Below are 20,989 nucleotides of genomic sequence, written 5' to 3' on the forward strand. Positions count from 1 at the left end.
GCGGCGGCGCTGAAGGTCACGGCCAGCCGGGAGACAGACCGTGGGCGATCCCCGGTTGTCCCCTCCCCCGGCTGGCAAACAGCATAGCCTGTGGCAACAGGCGTTAATTAACGGGACGATTAGCCTAAATGGTATTTGCCTCTCTTCTTGAACGCCAGCGCGTACGTCTGCTGCTGGCGCTGCTATTCGGAGCCAGCGGAACGCTGGCTTTTTCACCTTATGACTTCTGGCCCGCGGCGATTATTTCGCTGGTCGGTCTGCAGGCGTTAACCCTCAACCGCCGCCCGCTGCAAAGCGCCGGCATCGGCTATTTCTGGGGTCTCGGCCTGTTCGGCACGGGTATCAACTGGGTCTATGTCAGCATCGCGCAGTTTGGCGGTATGCCGGGCCCGGTTAACGTCTTCCTCGTCGTGCTGCTGGCGGCCTATCTCTCGCTCTACACCGGCCTGTTTGCCGGCCTGCTCGCCCGTCTGTGGCCCAAAACCAGCTGGCTGCGGGTAGCGATCGCCGCTCCCGTCGTCTGGCAGATCACCGAGTTCCTGCGCGGCTGGGTGCTGACCGGTTTTCCGTGGCTGCAGTTCGGCTACAGCCAGATTGACGGCCCGCTGAAAGGCCTGGCGCCGGTAATGGGCGTCGAGGCGATCAACTTCCTGCTGATGATGGTAAGCGGCCTGCTGGCCCTGGCACTCGTGCAGCGCAACGGGAAGCCGCTGGTCATTGCCGCGCTGCTGTTCGCCCTGCCGTTCCCGCTGCGCTATATCCAGTGGTATCAGCTGCTGCCGGCGCGTGCGACGCAGGTCTCGCTGGTGCAAGGCGATATCCCGCAGGCCATGAAGTGGGACGAGAAGCAGCTGGTTAACACTCTGAAAACCTATCTGGCGCTGACCCAGCCGCATATCGGCCACTCGCAGCTGATTATCTGGCCCGAATCGGCGATCCCGGATCTCGAGATCAACCAGCAGCAGTTCCTCAGCATGATGGACGATCTGCTGCGCGCAAAAGACAGCTCACTGATCACCGGCATCGTCGACGCGCGTCTCAATAAGCAGAACCGCTACGACACCTACAACACCATCATTACCCTCGGCAAAGATAACCCGTACCGCTACGACTCGACCAACCGCTACAACAAGAACCATCTGGTGCCGTTCGGCGAGTTTGTACCGCTGGAGTCGATTCTGCGTCCGCTGGCGCCATTCTTCGACCTGCCGATGTCCTCCTTCAGCCGCGGTCCCTATGTGCAGCCGCAGCTGATGGCGCATAACCTCAAGCTGACCGCGGCCATCTGCTACGAGATCATCCTCGGGGAACAGGTGCGGGATAACTTCCGTCCGGACACCGACTTCCTGCTGACCATCTCCAACGACGCCTGGTTCGGCAAGTCCATCGGCCCGTGGCAACACTTCCAGATGGCGCGGATGCGCGCCCTGGAGCTGGCCCGCCCGCTGCTGCGCAGCACCAACAACGGCATTACCGCCGTCATCGGCCCGCGCGGCGAGATTCAGAAGATGATCCCGCAGTTTACCCGCGAGGTGTTGACCACCACCGTGACGCCCACCAGCGGCTTGACCCCTTACGCCCGCACTGGCAACTGGCCGCTGTGGGCGCTGACGGCGCTGCTCGGCTTCGGCGCGCTGCTGATGAGCCTGCGTCAGCGTCGCCGATAAATGCTCTGCCGGCGACGCCCGTCGTCGGCTTTTTTTCTTCCCGTCATTTGCCACCCTGGCACAGTCATTGCTTTATTTAATCGGGTAGCGCCGTCCTCTGGCCCAGTGCAACCGGGTTGCACCATAAACGATCGGCGGTCGCGCTATTTTGGTGCAATGGAAGATATTTGCCTCCGATTGGTGCGGAGCGCTTCGCAAAAATAAACAATAAAACAGCAAAATCTTTACATTAAGCCAAACTAAATGCTAACAAACACATACAAATGCGGCACGTGGATGCGTGCCCCCAATAACAACACACACAATCACAATGGGTATCAATAGCGTCGGTGACGCTGCGGATAAGGAGTTGGATATGCAATTACGTAAACTGGCCACGGCAATGCTGGTAATGGGAATGACCGCTGGTCTGGCGCAGGCGGAAGATGCTGCCCCGGCGGCTGGCCAGAGCACTCTGGATAAGATCGCGAAAAATGGCGTTATCGTTGTCGGCCATCGCGAATCTTCCGTCCCTTTCTCTTACTACGATAACCAACAGAAGGTTGTGGGTTACTCTCAGGACTACTCCAACGCCATCGTCGATGCCATCAAGAAAAAACTGAACAAACCCGATCTGCAGGTCAAACTGATCCCGGTTACCTCGCAGAATCGTATCCCGCTGCTGCAGAATGGCACCTTTGATTTCGAGTGCGGCTCAACCACCAACAACCTCGAGCGCCAGAAACAGGCGGCCTTCTCCGATACTATCTTCGTCGTCGGCACTCGTCTGCTGGTGAAGAAAGGCGGCCCGATCAAAGATTTCCCGGACCTGAAGGATAAAGCGGTCGTTGTCACCTCCGGGACCACCTCAGAGATCCTGCTGCATAAGCTGAACGATGAGAAAAAAATGAATATGCGCATCATCAGCGCCAAAGATCATGGCGACTCTTTCCGCACCCTGGAGAGCGGACGCGCGGTGGCCTTTATGATGGATGACGCTCTGCTGGCCGGCGAACGCGCCAAGGCGAAGAAACCGGATAACTGGGAAATCGTCGGCACCGCGCAGTCGAAAGAAGCCTATGGCTGCATGCTGCGTAAGGACGATCCGGCCTTCAAGGCGCTGGTCGATGAAACCGTTGCCCAGGCCCAGACCTCTGGCGAAGCGGCGAAGTGGTTCGATAAATGGTTCAAAAACCCGATTCCGCCAAAAAATCTTAACCTGAACTTCGAGCTGTCGGACGACATGAAAGCGCTGTTCAAATCACCTAATGACAAAGCACTGAACTAATTATAACAACCAGGGGCGGGATATCCTGCCCTCCCGATGGTTGTCACAGCACGGACAGACTATACGGCGGCTGGTCGTTCCCCAGCCGCCGCGAATACCGAAACAAGCTGGACAACCGTCTTCGAGGGTAGCAATGGCTACCCTTTTTTTTCCAGGAGTCATGTATGTCAATAGACTGGAACTGGGGGATATTCCTGCAACAGGCCCCCTTCGGCAACACTACCTACCTGGGCTGGCTGTGGAGCGGTTTTCAGATCACCGTCGCCCTCTCCATCTCGGCCTGGATCATCGCTTTTCTCGTCGGCTCGCTGTTCGGTATTTTGCGCACGGTGCCCAATCGTCTGCTCTCAGGGATTGGCACCTGCTATGTCGAACTGTTTCGCAACGTGCCGCTGATCGTGCAGTTCTTTACCTGGTACCTGGTGGTGCCGGAATTCCTGCCGGAAAATATCGGCATGTGGTTTAAATCGGAGCTGGACCCAAACATTCAGTTCTTTGTCTCCTCGATGCTGTGCCTGGGGCTGTTTACCGCCGCTCGCGTCTGCGAGCAGGTACGCGCCGCTATCCAGTCGCTGCCGCGCGGGCAAAAGAACGCCGGTCTGGCGATGGGGTTGACCCTGCCGCAAACCTACCGCTACGTGCTGCTGCCGAACGCCTATCGCGTTATCGTGCCGCCGATGACCTCAGAGATGATGAACCTGGTGAAAAACTCGGCCATCGCCTCCACCATCGGTCTGGCAGATATGGCAGCGCAGGCGGGCAAACTGCTGGACTACTCCGCTCATGCCTGGGAGTCTTTTACCGCCATCACCCTGGCCTATGTTTTCATCAACGCGGTGATTATGCTGATTATGTATGTGGTCGAGCGTAAGGTTCGCCTGCCTGGCAATATGGGAGGCAAATAATGTACGATTTTGACTGGAGTTCGATCGTTCCCTCCATGCCCTACCTGCTGGCGGGGCTGGTGATCACCCTGAAGATCACAGTGATCGCCATCGTGGTCGGTATCGTCTGGGGCACCCTGCTGGCGGTAATGCGCCTGTCCAGCTTTCTGCCGCTGGCCTGGTTTGCTAAATCCTACGTTAACGTGTTCCGTTCCATCCCGCTGGTGATGGTTCTGCTGTGGTTCTACCTGATTGTCCCGGGCTTCCTGCAGAACGTGCTGGGACTGTCGCCGAAAACGGATATTCGCCTGATCTCGGCGATGGTGGCGTTTTCGATGTTCGAAGCCGCCTACTACTCGGAGATTATCCGCGCCGGCATCCAGAGCATCTCCCGCGGCCAGTCGAGCGCCGCGCTGGCGCTGGGAATGACCCACTGGCAGTCGATGCGGCTTGTGATCCTGCCGCAGGCCTTCCGCGCCATGGTGCCGCTGCTGTTAACCCAGGGGATCGTCCTCTTCCAGGATACCTCGCTGGTGTATGTATTGAGCCTCGCCGACTTCTTCCGTACCGCCTCGACGATTGGCGAGCGTGACGGGACCCAGGTCGAAATGATCCTGTTCGCGGGCGGCGTCTATTTTGTGATTAGCCTCAGCGCCTCGCTGTTGGTCAGCTGGTTGAAGAAAAGGACTGTGTAATGATTACCCTGAAAAATGTTTCAAAATGGTATGGTCACTTTCAGGTGCTGACCGATTGCTCCACGGAAGTGAAAAAAGGCGAAGTCGTGGTGGTCTGCGGGCCGTCAGGCTCCGGTAAATCCACACTGATTAAAACCGTGAACGGCCTTGAGCCGGTGCAGCAGGGGCAGATTATCGTCGATGGCACCGTGGTTAACGATAAAAAGACCAATCTTGCCAAACTGCGCTCGCACGTCGGAATGGTGTTTCAGCATTTTGAACTGTTCCCGCACCTGTCGATTATCGACAACCTGACGCTGGCGCAGGTAAAGGTGCTCAATCGTGACAAAGCGTCATCGCGCAAGAAGGGTCTCAAGCTGCTGGAGCGCGTGGGCCTGGCGGCGCATGCGGAAAAATACCCGGCGCAGCTCTCCGGCGGCCAGCAGCAGCGCGTGGCCATCGCCCGTGCGCTGTGCATGGACCCGATCGCCATGCTGTTTGATGAACCTACATCCGCGCTCGACCCGGAGATGATCAACGAGGTACTGGACGTCATGGTGGAACTGGCCAACGAAGGGATGACCATGATGGTGGTTACCCACGAAATGGGCTTCGCCCGCAAGGTGGCCAACCGGGTGATCTTTATGGATGAAGGAAAGATTGTCGAAGACGCCGATAAAGAAGCGTTCTTCGCTAACCCACAATCCGATCGCGCCAAAGACTTCCTCGCCAAAATTCTGCACTAACTTCTGCGGCGCGCACGATATCACCGTGCGCGCCTGTCAGCCCCTCCCCTTTGCAATCGCTTCATCTCAAAGCGACAGCTTCACAACGTGAAGTAAAAATTTCACAAAGAATTCAGGGGTCGTTAGATAGATTAACCGCCACGTCATCGTTAGCATACGGCATCTTGTAATAATCCCCGTGAGTTTAAATTTCTTGAAAAGAATATTTCAATTGACTTGCTATATCTCGCGCAGGCTATTTCATGCCGCGCATAACCATTAATTATAATCTTACTCAATGAAACAAACGGATATTGCTTCATGTGGACTAATACCAACAGACTGGCCATTATTTTGTGTTTAAATTTGCTCACCTGCTTTACCGCCTGGGCGGGTATTGAGTCCGCCACGGTAAACCAGGGAGAACAGGATAAAGCCCGTGAAAGCGCATTAATGCCCCATCAGCAGCAATACCAATCTTCTCGCACCTATGCGAAAACGCAAACCTTGATATTTCCCGAAGAAGCGACCTGTCGGTACATCACGAAAGTTGATATTGCCTCCGAGGACAATGCAAAAACCACCGCCCTCCTCGGGAAGATCGCTGCCCAGGCGCCCGGCCATTGCCTCGGAATAGAAGGGATTCGCCTGCTGACGACCGCCCTACAAAATGAACTGATAACGCAAGGGTATATTACTTCCCTGATCGATATCCCTTCTCAGTCACTAGAAGGGGGCATTCTCAAAATAACGCTGACTTATGGCAAAACGGGGCATATTGATTTTGCGCCGAATAGTGCCGTGACGAACCTGTGGACCTCCATGCCCACCCATACCGGTAAAATCCTGCGCCTCAGCGATCTTGAACAAGGGATGGCTAACCTGCAGCGCCTGCCTGGCGCCAGCGCCCATATGAAGCTGCGGCCCGGGGAACATATTGGCGAAAGTGATATTGAAATCGCCCGGGTAATGGATAAACAGTGGCAGGTTGGCGCCTGGCTTGATGACGCAGGCAGCCGCGCCAGCGGTCGCTATCAGGGCGGCGGCGCGCTATACCTTTACGATTTATCCTCATTGAACGATATTCTTTCCATCTCGGCAGGCGGCGACGTTGAATTCAACCAGCACAACGATGGCAACCATAACGGCAACCTTTACTACTCCGTGCCTTTTGGTTATTGGTCATTGAGCCTGTACGGCTCCTACAGCCAGTACCGCCAGCAGTTTAAAGGAAGATGGTCAAGCATCGACTATAAAAGTAAAAACCGTTATTACAGCGCGACCGTTAGCCGCCTGCTTTCGCATACCCGACAACAAAAAACGACCGCCGATCTGCGCATAGCGAAGAGCAGTTCGCACTATTTCTTTGGCGGCGATGAGCTGTATGTGATGCGTAAACAAAATCCGGTCTGGGAATTTACCGTGCGCCATCAGCACTATTTCAACAGGAAAATTATCGACGCCAGCCTGGGCGTTCAGCGCAGCCTGCCGTGGCTGAGCTCCGTCCCCACCCCCGAGGAAAAAGGCGGTTTATATAGCCATCAATCGCGCATTGTTCACGCCGATATACAGGCCTTGGTGCAGTTTGCCGCAACCGGCGATAAGTTTAACTGGATGCCGCGTTTCCATGCCCAGTTCAGCCCGGATATATTATCTTCGGACAACCAGTTTAATATCGGCAATCGCTGGACGGTTCGCGGCTTTGATGGTGAAAATACGCTTTCGGCCAATCAGGGCTGGTACTGGCGCAATGATTTTAGCTGGAATATTCCCACCCCCGACCGGCAGGTATATCTTGGCTTTGACTTCGGCAGGATCATTGGTACCGAGCGCGCCCGGCAGGGAAAAAGCCTTTCAGGCGCGGTCGGCGGTATTCGCGGAGAAATAGCGTCTACGCAATATGACTTTTTTATCGGCACGCCTGTCAGTAAACCTGATGACTTTCATAGCGATGCCATGAATATGGGTTTTTCATTACAGTGGAGGTATTAGTTTTCATCAGCACATTACTGCAATTTACTGATTCATTTTTTCATATTTAAAGGAATAAATTACATGTTTAAATTTAAGGTTTCATATGTTGCGCTGGCTGCAGCGCTAAGTTCATCCGTTGTTTATGCCGATCCGTCAAGCTATACGCATAGGTCAGGGGTAAATGTTATTGATATCGAAGCGCCTAATGCCGCAGGCGTCTCGCATAACTTATATCGCGAATTCAACGTCGGTCCTAACGGCACTATTTTAAACAACAGCGCCAGCGACGTGAACCATAGCACTCACGGTAATATCGCTAAGAATAATAATCTGACCAACGGCAGCGCTTCCGTTATTTTAAATGAAGTCACCTCTAATAAAATGAGTAATCTGCAGGGCTTTATCGAAGTTAACGGACAAAAAGCCGATGTCGTTATCGCCAACCCTAACGGCATCACCTGCTCCGGGTGCAGCTTTATCAACACCAACAAAGCGGTACTCACCACGGGTCAGGTCAACCTGAGCGATACCGGCGCAATTGAGAGCTACACGGTCACGCAAGGGAAAATCACCATCGGTGATAAAGGTATGAATGCCTCAACTAACTATGCCGCCCTGCTTGCGGATGCCATTGCGATTAACGGCACCGTGGCCGCCGCCAATGCTACATTAGGCGCGGGTAACTTCACGTTTGACAACAACACCGGGAAAATAGCTTCCCTGGGGAAAACGGCGACGGTTAAGCAGATGCTTACACCGGAATACAGCATTGATATCAGTAAACTGGGCGGAATTAAAGCCAATAGTATTAGTATGGTGGGTAATACTTTAGGTCTTGGCGTGCGAAATAAAGGTACCATTACGACAAATACCGCGCTCGCCATGACCAGCTTTGGTTCTCTGGTTAATGAAGGGGCTATCAACGGGAACGGCATTATGGCGTCTATGATATCAGTCGGCGACATGAAAAATACGGGTTCGATCAATAGCAAAGCCTACGCTACACAGCTAAATAGCATGGGCGCGTTGACCAATGAAGGCACTATTGCCAGCAGCCAGACGCTAGCTATTGGCTCGACGGGTAACCTTGTTAATACAGGCAACATTAGCGGAACTGAAGCATTATCCGTGGCCAGCACAGGCAATATCACCACCCGCTATGGCTCATATATCGGCTCCGAAGGCCAGTTAGATGTGTCCGCCAAAAATATCGATAACGGAGGTTCAATCCGGGGCAATGCCACGAACATTTCCTTCAGCGGCGATAGCCTCAACGTTACCGGAAATATTTTGGGCTACTCCAACCTCAACGTGAAATCTGTAAAGGATGACAAAATCAATACGGGGAAAATATATAACTCAGGGCGAATTTCCGGCAATGACGTAACGATTACCACTAACGGAAAATTGGAGCAGGAAGGTAACCTTGTTGGCAGTAATTCGCTTACGATTAAAAGTGATGTCATATACAACGCTTATTATATTTACGGTGGTTCGCTGAATATCGAGAGTAACTACCTACGCAACAGGGCCACAATAGATGGGAACAATACCAGCATCAGCGCAAACAACGGTATTCTTAATGATGGTCTGCTTTATGCGAACAATGATATGACGCTGTATACACTAAATAGTGCAGACATCACTAACCGCTACCAAATTAAAGCTAATGGCACCTTGACAATGACTACCAGGAATGTCAAAAATGGCGGCTACCGCTGCGGCTTTTTGAACCTGGAAACCTGCGGTAAAGGTTCTATTTCCGCTAACAAACTGGTCCTCAATTCTTATCATAACTACGCCTCTGACATGGGCGGGAAACAGCAGTATAAATATGCTGAAATAAATACTATTCGCTAAAAATAAGCGATGCGCTGGTGACAGCGCATCGCCAATGATTAACCACTACTGACAACGCCTTGCATCAGGCGGAGCCCACCCACCTTTAGCAAGCGATCGCCAGCATCTTATTGCAAATTAATTTTGCCAAGAGAATATGCCATGATACCTGCGATGTGCTGCATGTCATGCTTCAGGATAAGTCGTAACTTAGTGAAAAAAGAATAAGTATCAAGCCAGAAGAGATAAAAAGGACGAACAACATATTTTTAAAATGCAAGCCAATATATAACTTATATTGTCCAATAAATTTATCATTAATTATTTTTACACCGGCCCGGCGCAATCATTCAGCACCGGGCCCGATCGATCAGGGCTCAAACGGGCGACGCTGGAACTGATCGTGGCCGCACTTCGGACAGCGCGGTAGCACATCCGGGGTATACACCGCCAGGTGATAGTGACACTTCTCACACACCAGGTTACCTAAACCGACCACTTCGCCGCTGTGGTATACGCCGTGGTGATTCAGATCCTGAAAAACCTCCCGCCACTCAAGCTGGGTTTTGTCAGTGATATCGGCCAGCTCCTGCCACAGGCTCTCTTTGATCACCCGCATAAACACGCTGTCGCTCTCGTCTTCATGACTCTCTTCGTAGCTGCGGGCAAACTCCTCAAGATCGCGCTTGACCGCGGCTATCACCGACTCAATCTCGCTCTGCGTCAGATCGCCGGCGCGGACAATTTTATCGCGTGCCTGCGTCACCAGCGCGTCAATATCGCGCTCTCCATGGCGGAGCCGTTCGCTGAGCGAGGAGACCAGTTCACGGTAATATTGAGCAACCTTGTTCATCATTTCGCCTCCGGTGTGGTTAACGTCTTCTGATAATAGACCTTATTCCTCTCCCGCTGTGTCTGACAAGCCACAGACTTGCGAAATAATCTGCCCAGCTTTTGCCGATGTTGATGTGCGAAAAGCTGTTTTGACGTTGGCGTTTGGGCTATGCTATGCCGATCTGAAATAACACATCCATTGGCTACATTTTGTAGCTGTATTGAAAACAGGACCACTGGCTGCCATGCAAGAGCAATACCGCCCGGAAGAGATAGAATCGAAAGTCCAGCTTCACTGGGACGAAAATCGTACATTTGAAGTAACTGAAGACGAGAGCAAAGAGAAGTATTACTGCCTGTCGATGCTTCCTTATCCTTCTGGTCGACTACACATGGGTCACGTGCGTAACTACACCATCGGCGACGTGATTGCCCGCTATCAGCGCATGCTGGGTAAAAACGTCCTGCAGCCGATTGGCTGGGATGCGTTCGGTCTGCCTGCGGAAGGCGCGGCGGTAAAAAACAACACCGCGCCAGCGCCGTGGACCTACGACAACATCGCCTACATGAAAAACCAGCTCAAAATGCTGGGCTTCGGCTATGACTGGAGCCGCGAGCTGGCGACCTGCACCCCGGAATACTACCGCTGGGAGCAGAAGTTCTTCACCGAGCTGTACAAAAAAGGCCTGGTGTACAAAAAAACCTCCGCGGTGAACTGGTGCCCGAACGACCAGACCGTACTGGCCAACGAGCAGGTTATCGACGGCTGCTGCTGGCGCTGCGACACCAAAGTCGAGCGTAAAGAGATCCCGCAGTGGTTTATTAAAATCACCGCCTACGCCGATGAGCTGTTGAACGATCTGGATAAGCTGGACCACTGGCCGGACACCGTGAAGACCATGCAGCGCAACTGGATCGGCCGTTCTGAAGGGGTGGAAATCTCCTTTGACGTTAACCATTACGCCGACAAGCTGACCGTCTACACCACTCGCCCGGACACCTTTATGGGCTGTACCTACCTGGCGGTCGCTGCGGGTCACCCGCTGGCGCAGCAGGCTGCGGCCAACAATCCGGCACTGGCCACCTTTATCGATGAATGCCGCAACACCAAAGTGGCGGAAGCCGACATGGCGACGATGGAGAAAAAAGGCGTCGATACCGGCTTTAAAGCTATCCACCCGCTGACCGGCGAAGAAATTCCGGTATGGGCGGCTAACTTCGTGCTGATGGAGTACGGCACCGGCGCGGTGATGGCCGTTCCGGGTCACGACCAGCGCGACTACGAGTTCGCCAGCAAATACGGGCTGAACATCAAGCCGGTGATCCTCGCCTCCGACGGTTCTGAGCCAGATCTCTCGGAGCAGGCGCTGACCGAGAAAGGCGTCCTGTTTAACTCCGGCGAGTTCAGCGGCCTCGATTATGAAGCGGGCTTCAACGCCATTGCCGACAAACTGGCAGCCATGGGCGTCGGCGAGCGTAAAATTAACTACCGCCTGCGCGACTGGGGCGTCTCCCGTCAGCGCTACTGGGGCGCGCCGATCCCGATGGTCACCCTGGAAGACGGCACCGTGCTGCCGACCCCGGAAGATCAACTGCCGGTGATCCTGCCGGAAGACGTGGTCATGGACGGCATCACCAGCCCGATCAAAGCCGATCCTGAATGGGCCAAGACCACGGTTAACGGCCAGCCGGCGCTGCGCGAAACCGACACCTTTGACACCTTTATGGAATCCTCCTGGTACTATGCGCGCTACACCTGCCCGCAGTATCAGGAAGGGATGCTGGATTCGCAAGCGGCCAACTACTGGCTGCCGGTCGATATCTACATCGGCGGTATCGAACACGCGATCATGCACCTGCTCTACTTCCGCTTCTTCCACAAACTGATGCGCGACGCGGGCATGGTCAACTCCGATGAGCCGGCGAAACAACTGCTGTGCCAGGGCATGGTGTTGGCTGACGCTTTCTACTACGTAGGCGAAAACGGCGAACGTAACTGGGTCTCCCCGGTTGACGCCATCGTCGAACGTGACGAAAAAGGCCGTATCGTGAAAGCGAAAGACGCGGCGGGCCACGAGCTGGTATACACCGGCATGAGCAAGATGTCCAAGTCGAAAAACAACGGCATCGACCCGCAGGTCATGGTTGAGCGCTACGGCGCGGATACCGTGCGTCTGTTCATGATGTTCGCCTCCCCGGCGGATATGACCCTCGAGTGGCAGGAATCTGGCGTCGAAGGGGCGAACCGCTTCCTGAAACGCGTCTGGAAGCTGGTCTACGAACACACCACCAAAGGGGACGTTGCGGCCCTGAACGTGGCGGCGCTGAGTGAAGATCAGAAAGCGCTGCGTCGCGATATCCACAAAACCATCGCCAAAGTGACCGATGACATCGGTCGTCGTCAGACCTTCAACACCGCCATCGCGGCGATCATGGAGCTGATGAACAAGCTGGCGAAAGCGCCGCAGGAAGATGAGCAGGATCGCGCTCTGATGCAGGAAGCCCTGCTGGCGGTCGTGCGTATGCTCAACCCGTTCACCCCGCACGCCAGCTTCACCCTGTGGCGTGAGCTGAACGGTGAAGGCGATATCGACAACGCGCCGTGGCCGGTGGCAGATGAAAGCGCGATGGTGGAAGACAGCACCCTCGTCGTCGTCCAGGTCAACGGCAAAGTTCGTGGTAAAATTACCGTTGCGGTAGACGCAACTGAAGAGCAGGTCCGCGAGCGCGCCGGCCAGGAGCATCTGGTGGCGAAGTATCTCGACGGCAAAACCGTGCGTAAAGTGATTTACGTTCCGGGTAAACTGCTCAATCTGGTCGTTGGCTAAGCGCGGGAGGAAGCGTGCGATATCTGGTAACAATGTTGTTATCTCTGGCGGTGCTTGCCACCGCCGGCTGTGGCTGGCATCTGCGTAGCACTACCAAGGTGCCCACCACCATGAAAACCATGATCTTCCAGTCGAGCGATCCGAACGGGCCGTTAAGCCGCGCGGTGCGTAATCAGCTGCGTCTTAACGGCGTGGAACTGATCGACGCCAGCACGCTGCGTAAAGATGTCCCTTCTCTGCGCCTCGATGGATCGTCGATTCAGAAAGATACGGCATCGGTGTTCCAGGACGGTCGTACGGCGGAATATCAGATGGTCATGACCGTTCATGCCAGCGTCCTGATCCCGGGTCACGATATCTATCCGATAACCACCAAGGTCTATCGTTCGTTCTTTGATAACCCGCAGGCGGCGCTAGCCAAAGACGCCGAGCAGGATATGATTATCCAGGAAATGTACGATAAAGCGGCGGAACAGCTGATTCGTAAACTGCCAAGCGTTCAGGTAGCGGATGTTGAAGCCACCCAGCAGGAAGAAAAACCGGTCGCGGGCAGCACCGCGCCGGCGTCCTCGGGTAACCGCGTCTCCACCACGCTGGGTCAATGATGATTCGGTTGTACCCGGAACAGCTCCGCGCGCAGCTCACTGAAGGGCTGCGCGCGGCCTATCTGCTGCTTGGCAACGATCCTCTGCTGTTGCAGGAAAGCCAGGACGCTATTCGCGAAGCCGCTGCCGCGCAGGGCTTTACCGAACACCACACCTTCACTATCGATAACAGCACCGACTGGCAGGCGCTTTTCGCCTTAAGCCAGGCGATGAGCCTGTTTGCCAGCCGGCAAACCCTGCTGTTGATCCTACCGGAAAACGGCCCCAACGCGGCGATCAACGAACAGCTGGCGACGCTGGTCGGTCTGCTGCACGACGACCTGCTGCTGATCGTTCGCGGCAGTAAGTTGACCAAAGCCCAGGAGAATGCCGCGTGGCTCACCGCGCTGGCTCAGCGCGCCGTCCAGGTCAGCTGCCAGACGCCGGAATACGCGCAGCTGCCGCGCTGGCTGGCCGCGCGGGCCAAACAGCATCAGCTGCAGCTCGACGACGCGGCCAGCCAGCTGCTGTGCTACTGTTACGAAGGCAATCTGCTGGCGCTGGCGCAGGCGCTGGAGCGTCTGGCGCTGCTCTGGCCGGACGGTAAGCTGACCCTGCCCCGCGTTGAGCAGGCGGTGAACGATGCCGCGCACTTTACCCCTTACCATTGGGTCGATGCCCTACTGGCAGGTAAAAGTAAGCGCGTGCTGCACGTTCTGCAGCAGCTCCGTCTTGAAGGCTGCGAGCCGGCGATCCTGCTGCGTACGCTACAGCGGGAGCTGCTGCTGCTGGTCACCCTCAAGCGCCAGTCGGCACAGACGCCGCTGCGTTCGCTGTTTGATAAACATCGGGTCTGGCAAAACCGCCGTCAGCTGCTCAGCGACGCCCTCGCCCGACTCAGCGGTGAACAGCTGCGCCAGGCGGTGACCCTTCTGACCCGCGCGGAACTGACCTTTAAACAGGATTACGGGTACGACGTCTGGCCCGAACTGGAAAGTCTTTCGTTGTTGCTCTGCCACAAAGCCCTGGCGGACGTTTTTATTGATGGTTGATATGACTCACTTACAGGCAATCTATGGCGGCACCTTCGATCCGGTGCATTATGGTCACCTCAAGCCGGTCGAGATCCTGGCGAATCAGATTGGCCTGAGCAAGGTCATCATCATGCCTAATAACGTCCCGCCGCATCGTCCCCAGCCGGAAGCCACCAGCGCCCAGCGCGTGCACATGCTGAAGCTGGCGATTGCCGATAAGCCGCTGTTCACGCTTGATGAACGCGAACTGCGGCGCGATACCCCCTCCTGGACGGCGCAAACGCTGCAGGAGTGGCGCCAGGAGCAGGGGCCGCACAAGCCGCTGGCGTTTATCATTGGCCAGGATTCGCTGCTCACCTTTCCCACCTGGCATAACTATGAAACCATCCTCGACAATGTCCACCTGATTGTCTGCCGCCGGCCGGGTTACCCGCTGACCATGGCCCATGAGGCCGATCAGCGCTGGCTGGATCGCCATTTAACCCACGACGTGGAGTCTTTGCATCACCGCCCTTCCGGCGCGATCTACCTGGCTGAGACCCCGTGGTTCGATATTTCGGCGACGATCATTCGCCAGCGCCTTGAGCGCGGCGAATCCTGCGCCGAGATGCTGCCGGCCGCGGTGCTGGACTACATCCGCGAGCAGGGTCTCTATTGCTGACCCCGGGCTGGGCCTGGCGCAAAAAAAGCGCTATCGTAACGCCACCTCTCCAACGCCTGTAAGAGCCTGTTCATGAAATTGTGGTTAGTTCGCCATGGCGAAACCGAAGCCAACGTTGCCGGGTTATACAGCGGCCACGCCCCCACGCCCCTGACGCCGCGCGGCGTCGCTCAGGCGCGAGCGCTCGGTGAACGACTGCGCGCGGTGCCTTTCGATAAAGTCTTCTGCAGCGAGCTGGCGCGGACCGGGACAACGGCCGATCTGCTGCTTGGCGATCGCGCTATCCCGCGCGAATGCCATGCCGCGCTCAATGAGATGTTTTTCGGCGACTGGGAGATGCGCCATCATCGCGACCTCCAGCGAGAAGATGCGGAAAACTATGCCGCATGGTGCGCTGACTGGCAGCACGCGGCCCCGACCAACGGCGAAAGCTTTCAGCATTTTGCCCGCCGCGTCAGCGAGTTTACCCCCACGCTGACCGACTGCCGCCATCTTGACCACCTGCTGATCGTCGGCCATCAGGGCGTCCTGAGCCTGCTGACCGCCCTGCTGTTGCAGATGCCCGCCGCGGCGATGTGGCACTTTCCGATAGCCCATGGCGCCTGGAGTCTCCTCGACATTCGCGACGATTTCACCACCCTGCGGGTATTAAATAGCCAGGCCGTCTGGCAGCCGCAAGAAGAATTCCTGCCGAACCATTGACAGGCCAGAGCAGGCTGCTATTCTCCGCTGCCAGGCAGCATCCGCCAAAGCAGGTTTGCAGAAATTGTTTTACAAAAATGGCGATGCAATCCTCGGCGAGGGATGGGATGATACTCCGCCGCGAACGCCTGCCGACAGACATTTCACCCGACTTTTTCATTAGTTCAGGTATACTGTCAGGCTCTTTATGATTATCAATCTTCACGCACCCAGGGGGAACACTTGCAGGGTAAAGCACTCCAGGATTTTGTTATCGACAAAATTGATGACCTGAAAGGTCAGGACATCGTTGCCATTGATGTACATGGCAAATCCAGCATCACCGATTGCATGATTATCTGCACCGGCACCTCCACGCGTCATGTGATGTCCATCGCCGACCACGTGGTCCAGGAATCCCGCGCCGCCGGCTTGCTGCCGCTGGGCGTTGAAGGGGAAGCCGCCGCCGACTGGATCGTCGTCGACCTCGGCGACGTGATGGTTCACGTCATGCAGGAAGAGAGCCGTCGTCTGTACGAGCTGGAAAAACTCTGGAGTTAATGCGTGAAGCTGCACCTGGTGGCCGTTGGCACCAAAATGCCGGACTGGGTACAGACCGGCTTTAGCGAGTATCTGCGCCGTTTTCCCAAAGATATGCCGTTCGAACTGGTGGAGATCCCTGCCGGTAAGCGCGGCAAGAACGCTGATATCAAGCGCATCCTCGAAAAAGAGGGCGAGATGATGTTAGCCGCTGCCGGTAAAAACCGCATCGTGACCCTGGATATTCCGGGTAAACCATGGGATACGCCGCAGCTGGCGCGCGAACTGGAACGCTGGAAACAGGACGGGCGCGACGTCAGTTTGCTGGTCGGCGGCCCGGAAGGCCTCTCTCCAGCCTGTAAAGCAGCGGCGGAACAGAGTTGGTCGCTCTCCACCCTCACCTTACCTCACCCGCTGGTGCGCGTACTGGTGGCCGAGAGCCTGTATCGGGCGTGGAGCATTACCACCAACCATCCGTACCACCGTGAGTAATGATGATCAGGGTAGACTGAGCAGCGAATGAAATTACAGAATTCTTTCCGCGACTATACGGCTGAATCCTCGCTGTTCGTGCGCCGGGCGCTGGTCGCTTTTTTGGGGATTTTGCTGCTTACCGGCGTTCTGATCGCCAACCTGTACAATGTGCAAATCGTTCGCTTCGACGACTATCAGACGCGCTCGAACGAAAACCGCATCAAGCTGGTCCCGATCCCGCCGAGCCGCGGCATTATTTACGATCGCAACGGCACCCCGCTGGCGCTTAACCGCACCATTTATCAGCTGGAGATGATGCCGGAGAAAGTCGATAACGTGCAACAGACGCTGGATGCGCTACGCGACGTCGTCGATTTAACCGACGATGATATCGCCGGTTTCAAAAAGGAGCGCGCCCGCTCCCATCGCTTTACCTCGATTCCGGTCAAGGTCAACCTCAGCGAAGTGCAGGTGGCCCGCTTTGCCGTCAACCAGTACCGTTTTCCCGGCGTGGAAGTCAAAGGCTACAAGCGCCGTTACTACCCCTATAACTCGGCGCTGACGCACGTCATCGGCTACGTGTCGAAAATTAACGATAAAGACGTCGACCGCCTCGATAAAGAGGGCAAACTGGCCAACTACGCCTCGACCCATGACATCGGTAAGCTGGGTATTGAGCGTTATTACGAGGACGTCCTGCACGGTCAGACCGGCTACGAAGAGGTTGAAGTGAACAACCGCGGCCGCGTTATTCGTCAGCTCAAAGAGGTGCCTCCGCAGGCCGGACGCGACATCTACCTCACCCTCGACCTCAAGCTACAGCAGTATATCGAAACGCTGCTGGCCGGCAGCCGCGCCGCGGTGGTGGTCACCGACCCGCGTACCGGCGCCATTCTGGCGCTGGTTTCGACGCCGAGCTACGACCCGAACCTGTTCGTCGACGGCATCTCCAGCAAAGATTACTCCGGCCTGCTCAACGATCCCAACACGCCGCTGGTCAACCGTGCGACGCAAGGGGTCTATCCGCCGGCATCGACGGTCAAACCGTACGTCGCCGTCTCGGCGCTGAGCGCCGGGGTGATCACGCGCAATACCAGCCTGTTCGACCCGGGCTGGTGGCAGCTGCCCGGCTCGGAAAAACGCTATCGTGACTGGAAAAAATGGGGCCACGGCCACCTGAACGTCACCAAAGCGCTGGAGGAGTCCGCGGATACCTATTTCTATCAGGTCGCCTATGACATGGGCATCGATCGCCTCTCGGAGTGGATGAGCAAGTTCGGCTACGGCCACTATACCGGTATCGACCTCGCCGAAGAGCGCTCGGGCAACATGCCGACCCGCGAATGGAAGCTCAAACGCTTTAAAAAACCCTGGTACCAGGGGGACACCATTCCGGTGGGCATCGGCCAGGGTTACTGGACCGCCACGCCGATCCAGATGAACAAAGCGCTGATGATCCTGATTAACGACGGGGTGGTGAAAGTGCCGCACCTGCTGCAAAGCACCGTGGAAGACGGCAAGCCCGTTCCGTGGGTCCAGCCTCATGAGCCGCCGGTAGGCGACATCCATTCCGGCTACTGGGAAATCGCCAAAGACGGCATGTTCGGCGTGGCCAACCGCGGCAACGGCACCGCGCACAAATATTTCGCCAGCGCGCCGTATAAAATCGCGGCCAAGTCCGGTACCGCCCAGGTGTTCGGCCTGAAGGCCAACGAAACCTATAACGCGCACCGAATCTCTGAGCGTCTGCGTGACCATAAACTGATGACGGCGTTTGCGCCTTATAACAACCCGCAGGTTGCCGTGGCGATGATCCTGGAAAACGGCGGTGCCGGCCCGGCGGTCGGTACGATTATGCGCCAAATCCTCGATCACATCATGCTGGGCGATAACAACACCACGCTGCCAAGCGAAAACCCGGCGGTAACCGCAGGGGAGGATCAATAATGACGGATAATCCGAACAAAAAATCGCTGTGGGATAAGATCCATCTCGATCCCACTATGGTGCTGATCCTGCTGGCGCTGCTGACCTACAGCGCGCTGGTTATCTGGAGCGCCAGCGGTCAGGACGTCGGCATGATGGAGCGTAAAATCGGCCAGATCGCCATGGGCGTGGTGATCATGATCGTCATGGCGCAGATCCCGCCGCGGGTCTATGAGGGCTGGGCGCCCTACCTCTATATTTTCTGTATTATACTGCTGGTGGCCGTCGACGCCTTCGGCGCCATCTCCAAAGGGGCGCAGCGCTGGCTGGATCTCGGTATCGTCCGCTTTCAGCCGTCGGAGATTGCAAAAATCGCCGTGCCGCTGATGGTGGCGCGCTTTATTAACCGCGACGTCTGCCCGCCTTCGCTGAAGAATACCGGTATTGCCCTGGTGCTGATCTTCCTGCCGACGCTGCTGGTGGCGGCGCAGCCTGACCTCGGGACTTCGATTCTGATCGCCCTCTCCGGTCTGTTTGTGCTGTTCCTCTCCGGCCTCAGCTGGCGCCTGATCGGCATCGCGGTGGTGCTGGTCGCCGCCTTTATCCCGATTTTGTGGTTCTTCCTGATGCACGACTATCAGCGCCAGCGCGTGATGATGCTGCTCGATCCGGAAACCGACCCGCTGGGCGCGGGATATCACATTATTCAGTCTAAAATTGCCATTGGCTCCGGCGGTCTGCGCGGCAAAGGCTGGCTGCACGGCACCCAGTCGCAGCTGGAGTTTCTGCCGGAACGCCATACCGACTTTATCTTCGCCGTTCTCGCCGAAGAGCTGGGCCTGATTGGCGTACTGATCCTGCTGGCGCTCTATATTCTGCTGATCATGCGCGGACTGTGGATCGCCGCCCAGGCGCAAACCACCTTTGGCCGGGTCATGGCCGGTGGTTTAATGTTGATTTTATTCGTTTATGTCTTCGTAAATATTGGTATGGTGAGTGGTATTTTACCGGTGGTGGGCGTACCGTTGCCGCTGGTGAGCTACGGGGGCTCCGCCCTGATCGTATTGATGGCCGGGTTTGGTATCGTGATGTCGATCCATACCCACAGAAAAATGTTGTCGAAAAGCGTTTAAAGGGGTTCGCAATGCGTAAGCAATGGCTGGGGATCTGCATAGCAGCGGGGCTGCTGGCGGCATGTTCGAGTGATGACGTGCAACAAAAGACGGTCAGTACTCCACAGCCGGCCGTCTGTAATGGCCCGACGGTTGAGATCAGCGGCGCCGATCCGCAGTATGAAACGCCGAACGCGACGGCGAATCAGGATTATGAGCGCGATGGTAAGCGCTACAACATCGTCCAGGATCCGGCAAACTTTACTCAGGCCGGTTTCGCGGCGATCTATGACGCAGAACCCAATAGCAACCTGACCGCCAGCGGTGAAACCTTCGACCCGACGCAGTTGACCGCGGCGCACCCGACGCTGCCGATCCCGAGCTATGCGCGGATCACCAACCTCGCCAACGGGCGCATGATCGTCGTGCGGATTAACGATCGCGGGCCCTACGGCAACGATCGGGTTATCTCGCTCTCCCGAGCGTCCGCCGACCGCCTGAACACCTCGAATAACACCAAAGTGCGTATCGACCCGATCATCGTCGCGCCTGACGGTTCGCTTTCCGGCCCGGGAATGGCTTGTACCACCGTCGCCAAACAGACTTACGCCCTGCCCGCCCGTCCGAATCTGGACGGCGGTGACGCCGCTGGCATGAGCCAGCCCGCGCCCACAGACGTTCGCCCGATCAGCAACAGCACGCTGAAGCCGGAAGACAGCGTTGGCGCACCGGTGAACAGCGGCGGTTTCCTCGGCGCCCCGACGCCGCTGAACAGCGGCGTGCTGGAGAGCAGCGAACCCGCGGCCGCCGCCGCGACGGCACCTGCCGCCGGCGCCACGCCAGCAGCGCCGGTAACCGCGCCCGGCTCCATCCAGGGTAGCGTCGCGCCCGCAGCGGCCACCGCCGCAGCCGCCGGCGCCGTTGCCGCTTCGTCTTCCACCGCCTCCAGCGCCAGCGGTAGCTTTGTCGTGCAGGTGGGCGCAGTGAGCGACCAGGCGCGGGCGCAGCAGTATCAGCAGCGTCTGAGCCAGCAGTTCTCTGTGCCAGGCCGGGTCATGCAAAACGGCGCGGTGTGGCGTATTCAGCTGGGGCCGTTTGCCGACAAGGCGCAGGCCAGCGCCGTTCAGCAGCGCCTGCAAAGCGAAGCGCAGCTGCAGTCCTTTATTACTCGCGCCAACTAAAGGCCGCGGGCAGCCCGTTCACCTTGCGCATGTAAAAGTCATTAACAAACTCATGCGCAATGTCGGATGCTGGCCCGCAGAGCATTTGCTATAGTAAGGCACTT

18 protein-coding genes are annotated in these 20,989 nt (G+C 56.5%); 17 read left to right on the top strand and 1 reads right to left on the bottom strand.

What is annotated here, in order from left to right:
* Positions 1-128 precede the first annotated feature (128 nt).
* The 7 genes from lnt (at position 129) to AC6CWS_RS12905 (ending at position 9,051) form a co-directional block, all read left to right on the top strand.
* Positions 129-1,667 carry an apolipoprotein N-acyltransferase gene (gene lnt / locus AC6CWS_RS12875; RefSeq protein WP_065804702.1) on the top strand — a complete coding sequence of 513 codons (1,539 nt, stop codon included), beginning with the start codon at positions 129-131 and terminating at the stop codon, positions 1,665-1,667.
* Between the two features lie 355 nt (positions 1,668-2,022).
* Positions 2,023-2,934 carry an amino acid ABC transporter substrate-binding protein gene (locus AC6CWS_RS12880; RefSeq protein ID WP_023288842.1) on the top strand — a complete coding sequence of 304 codons (912 nt, stop codon included), beginning with the start codon at positions 2,023-2,025 and terminating at the stop codon, positions 2,932-2,934.
* Positions 2,935-3,098: 164 nt separating this feature from the next.
* The gene (locus AC6CWS_RS12885) at positions 3,099-3,839 is read left to right on the top strand and encodes an amino acid ABC transporter permease (RefSeq protein ID WP_032455129.1); all 741 of its coding nucleotides are present in this window, start codon (positions 3,099-3,101) and stop codon (positions 3,837-3,839) included.
* Entirely contained in the window at positions 3,839-4,513 is a 675-nt protein-coding gene (gene gltK / locus AC6CWS_RS12890; RefSeq protein WP_002894707.1) for a glutamate/aspartate ABC transporter permease GltK, read from the top strand. Before AC6CWS_RS12885 ends, gltK begins: the two co-directional genes overlap by 1 nt.
* On the top strand, positions 4,513-5,238 hold the full coding sequence (locus AC6CWS_RS12895; protein WP_004885898.1) for an amino acid ABC transporter ATP-binding protein: 726 nt from the start codon (positions 4,513-4,515) through the stop codon (positions 5,236-5,238). Before gltK ends, AC6CWS_RS12895 begins: the two co-directional genes overlap by 1 nt.
* A 300-nt stretch (positions 5,239-5,538) precedes the next feature.
* The gene (locus AC6CWS_RS12900) at positions 5,539-7,209 is read left to right on the top strand and encodes a ShlB/FhaC/HecB family hemolysin secretion/activation protein (RefSeq protein WP_065882519.1); all 1,671 of its coding nucleotides are present in this window, start codon (positions 5,539-5,541) and stop codon (positions 7,207-7,209) included.
* A gap of 63 nt (positions 7,210-7,272) precedes the next feature.
* Entirely contained in the window at positions 7,273-9,051 is a 1,779-nt protein-coding gene (locus tag AC6CWS_RS12905) for a filamentous hemagglutinin N-terminal domain-containing protein (protein ID WP_065882521.1), read from the top strand.
* Positions 9,052-9,400: 349 nt separating this feature from the next.
* On the opposite strand, the gene AC6CWS_RS12910 is transcribed toward AC6CWS_RS12905, so the two are convergent.
* Positions 9,401-9,883, bottom strand: coding sequence for a zinc ribbon-containing protein (locus AC6CWS_RS12910; RefSeq protein ID WP_025999140.1), 483 nt, complete (start codon positions 9,881-9,883; stop codon positions 9,401-9,403).
* A 226-nt stretch (positions 9,884-10,109) separates the two neighbouring features.
* Here AC6CWS_RS12910 and leuS point away from each other — a divergent pair, with 226 nt between their 5' ends.
* The 10 genes from leuS to rlpA all read left to right on the top strand — a co-directional run bounded on the left by leuS (position 10,110) and on the right by rlpA (position 20,885).
* Positions 10,110-12,692, top strand: coding sequence for a leucine--tRNA ligase (gene leuS, locus AC6CWS_RS12915; RefSeq protein WP_023288838.1), 2,583 nt, complete (start codon positions 10,110-10,112; stop codon positions 12,690-12,692).
* A 14-nt stretch (positions 12,693-12,706) separates the two neighbouring features.
* A complete protein-coding gene (gene lptE, locus AC6CWS_RS12920; protein ID WP_004885890.1) occupies positions 12,707-13,297 on the top strand; it encodes an LPS assembly lipoprotein LptE in 591 nt (196 codons plus the stop codon).
* Positions 13,297-14,328: a DNA polymerase III subunit delta gene (gene holA, locus AC6CWS_RS12925; RefSeq protein WP_048297049.1), complete on the top strand. Its 1,032-nt coding sequence runs from the start codon at positions 13,297-13,299 to the stop codon at positions 14,326-14,328. Before lptE ends, holA begins: the two co-directional genes overlap by 1 nt.
* A complete protein-coding gene (gene nadD / locus AC6CWS_RS12930; protein ID WP_065882523.1) occupies positions 14,321-14,971 on the top strand; it encodes a nicotinate-nucleotide adenylyltransferase in 651 nt (216 codons plus the stop codon). The genes holA and nadD overlap by 8 nt, the downstream gene beginning before the upstream one ends.
* A 72-nt stretch (positions 14,972-15,043) precedes the next feature.
* Positions 15,044-15,673, top strand: a complete 630-nt coding sequence (locus AC6CWS_RS12935; protein ID WP_065882525.1) for an adenosylcobalamin/alpha-ribazole phosphatase — start codon at positions 15,044-15,046, stop codon at positions 15,671-15,673.
* A gap of 222 nt (positions 15,674-15,895) precedes the next feature.
* Complete coding sequence (gene rsfS, locus AC6CWS_RS12940) at positions 15,896-16,213, top strand: ribosome silencing factor (RefSeq protein WP_023288834.1); 318 nt, start codon at positions 15,896-15,898, stop codon at positions 16,211-16,213.
* A gap of 3 nt (positions 16,214-16,216) precedes the next feature.
* Entirely contained in the window at positions 16,217-16,684 is a 468-nt protein-coding gene (rlmH, locus tag AC6CWS_RS12945; protein ID WP_065882528.1) for a 23S rRNA (pseudouridine(1915)-N(3))-methyltransferase RlmH, read from the top strand.
* A gap of 27 nt (positions 16,685-16,711) precedes the next feature.
* On the top strand, positions 16,712-18,613 hold the full coding sequence (mrdA, locus tag AC6CWS_RS12950; protein ID WP_023288833.1) for a peptidoglycan DD-transpeptidase MrdA: 1,902 nt from the start codon (positions 16,712-16,714) through the stop codon (positions 18,611-18,613).
* Positions 18,613-19,725 (top strand): peptidoglycan glycosyltransferase MrdB, encoded by a 1,113-nt coding sequence (gene mrdB / locus AC6CWS_RS12955; RefSeq protein WP_004885876.1) that lies wholly within the window; start codon positions 18,613-18,615, stop codon positions 19,723-19,725. The genes mrdA and mrdB overlap by 1 nt, the downstream gene beginning before the upstream one ends.
* An 11-nt stretch (positions 19,726-19,736) precedes the next feature.
* Entirely contained in the window at positions 19,737-20,885 is a 1,149-nt protein-coding gene (gene rlpA, locus AC6CWS_RS12960) for an endolytic peptidoglycan transglycosylase RlpA (RefSeq protein WP_065882530.1), read from the top strand.
* Positions 20,886-20,989 lie beyond the last annotated feature (104 nt).

The organism is Klebsiella sp. M041 (assembly GCF_059759695.1).

Excerpts from the sequence above, each read along its gene's own strand:
- AC6CWS_RS12905 (WP_065882521.1), top strand. The coding sequence starts at position 7,273 with ATGTTTAAATTTAAGGTTTCATATGTTGCGCTGGCTGCAGCGCTAAGT.
- AC6CWS_RS12900 (WP_065882519.1), top strand. The coding sequence starts at position 5,539 with ATGTGGACTAATACCAACAGACTGGCCATTATTTTGTGTTTAAATTTG.
- holA (WP_048297049.1), top strand. The coding sequence starts at position 13,297 with ATGATTCGGTTGTACCCGGAACAGCTCCGCGCGCAGCTCACTGAAGGG.
- AC6CWS_RS12885 (WP_032455129.1), top strand. The coding sequence starts at position 3,099 with ATGTCAATAGACTGGAACTGGGGGATATTCCTGCAACAGGCCCCCTTC.
- leuS (WP_023288838.1), top strand. The coding sequence starts at position 10,110 with ATGCAAGAGCAATACCGCCCGGAAGAGATAGAATCGAAAGTCCAGCTT.
- nadD (WP_065882523.1), top strand. The coding sequence starts at position 14,321 with ATGGTTGATATGACTCACTTACAGGCAATCTATGGCGGCACCTTCGAT.
- rlpA (WP_065882530.1), top strand. The coding sequence starts at position 19,737 with ATGCGTAAGCAATGGCTGGGGATCTGCATAGCAGCGGGGCTGCTGGCG.
- AC6CWS_RS12910 (WP_025999140.1), bottom strand. The coding sequence starts at position 9,883 with ATGAACAAGGTTGCTCAATATTACCGTGAACTGGTCTCCTCGCTCAGC.
- AC6CWS_RS12895 (WP_004885898.1), top strand. The coding sequence starts at position 4,513 with ATGATTACCCTGAAAAATGTTTCAAAATGGTATGGTCACTTTCAGGTG.
- mrdA (WP_023288833.1), top strand. The coding sequence starts at position 16,712 with ATGAAATTACAGAATTCTTTCCGCGACTATACGGCTGAATCCTCGCTG.
- gltK (WP_002894707.1), top strand. The coding sequence starts at position 3,839 with ATGTACGATTTTGACTGGAGTTCGATCGTTCCCTCCATGCCCTACCTG.
- lnt (WP_065804702.1), top strand. The coding sequence starts at position 129 with ATGGTATTTGCCTCTCTTCTTGAACGCCAGCGCGTACGTCTGCTGCTG.
- AC6CWS_RS12935 (WP_065882525.1), top strand. The coding sequence starts at position 15,044 with ATGAAATTGTGGTTAGTTCGCCATGGCGAAACCGAAGCCAACGTTGCC.
- mrdB (WP_004885876.1), top strand. The coding sequence starts at position 18,613 with ATGACGGATAATCCGAACAAAAAATCGCTGTGGGATAAGATCCATCTC.
- AC6CWS_RS12880 (WP_023288842.1), top strand. The coding sequence starts at position 2,023 with ATGCAATTACGTAAACTGGCCACGGCAATGCTGGTAATGGGAATGACC.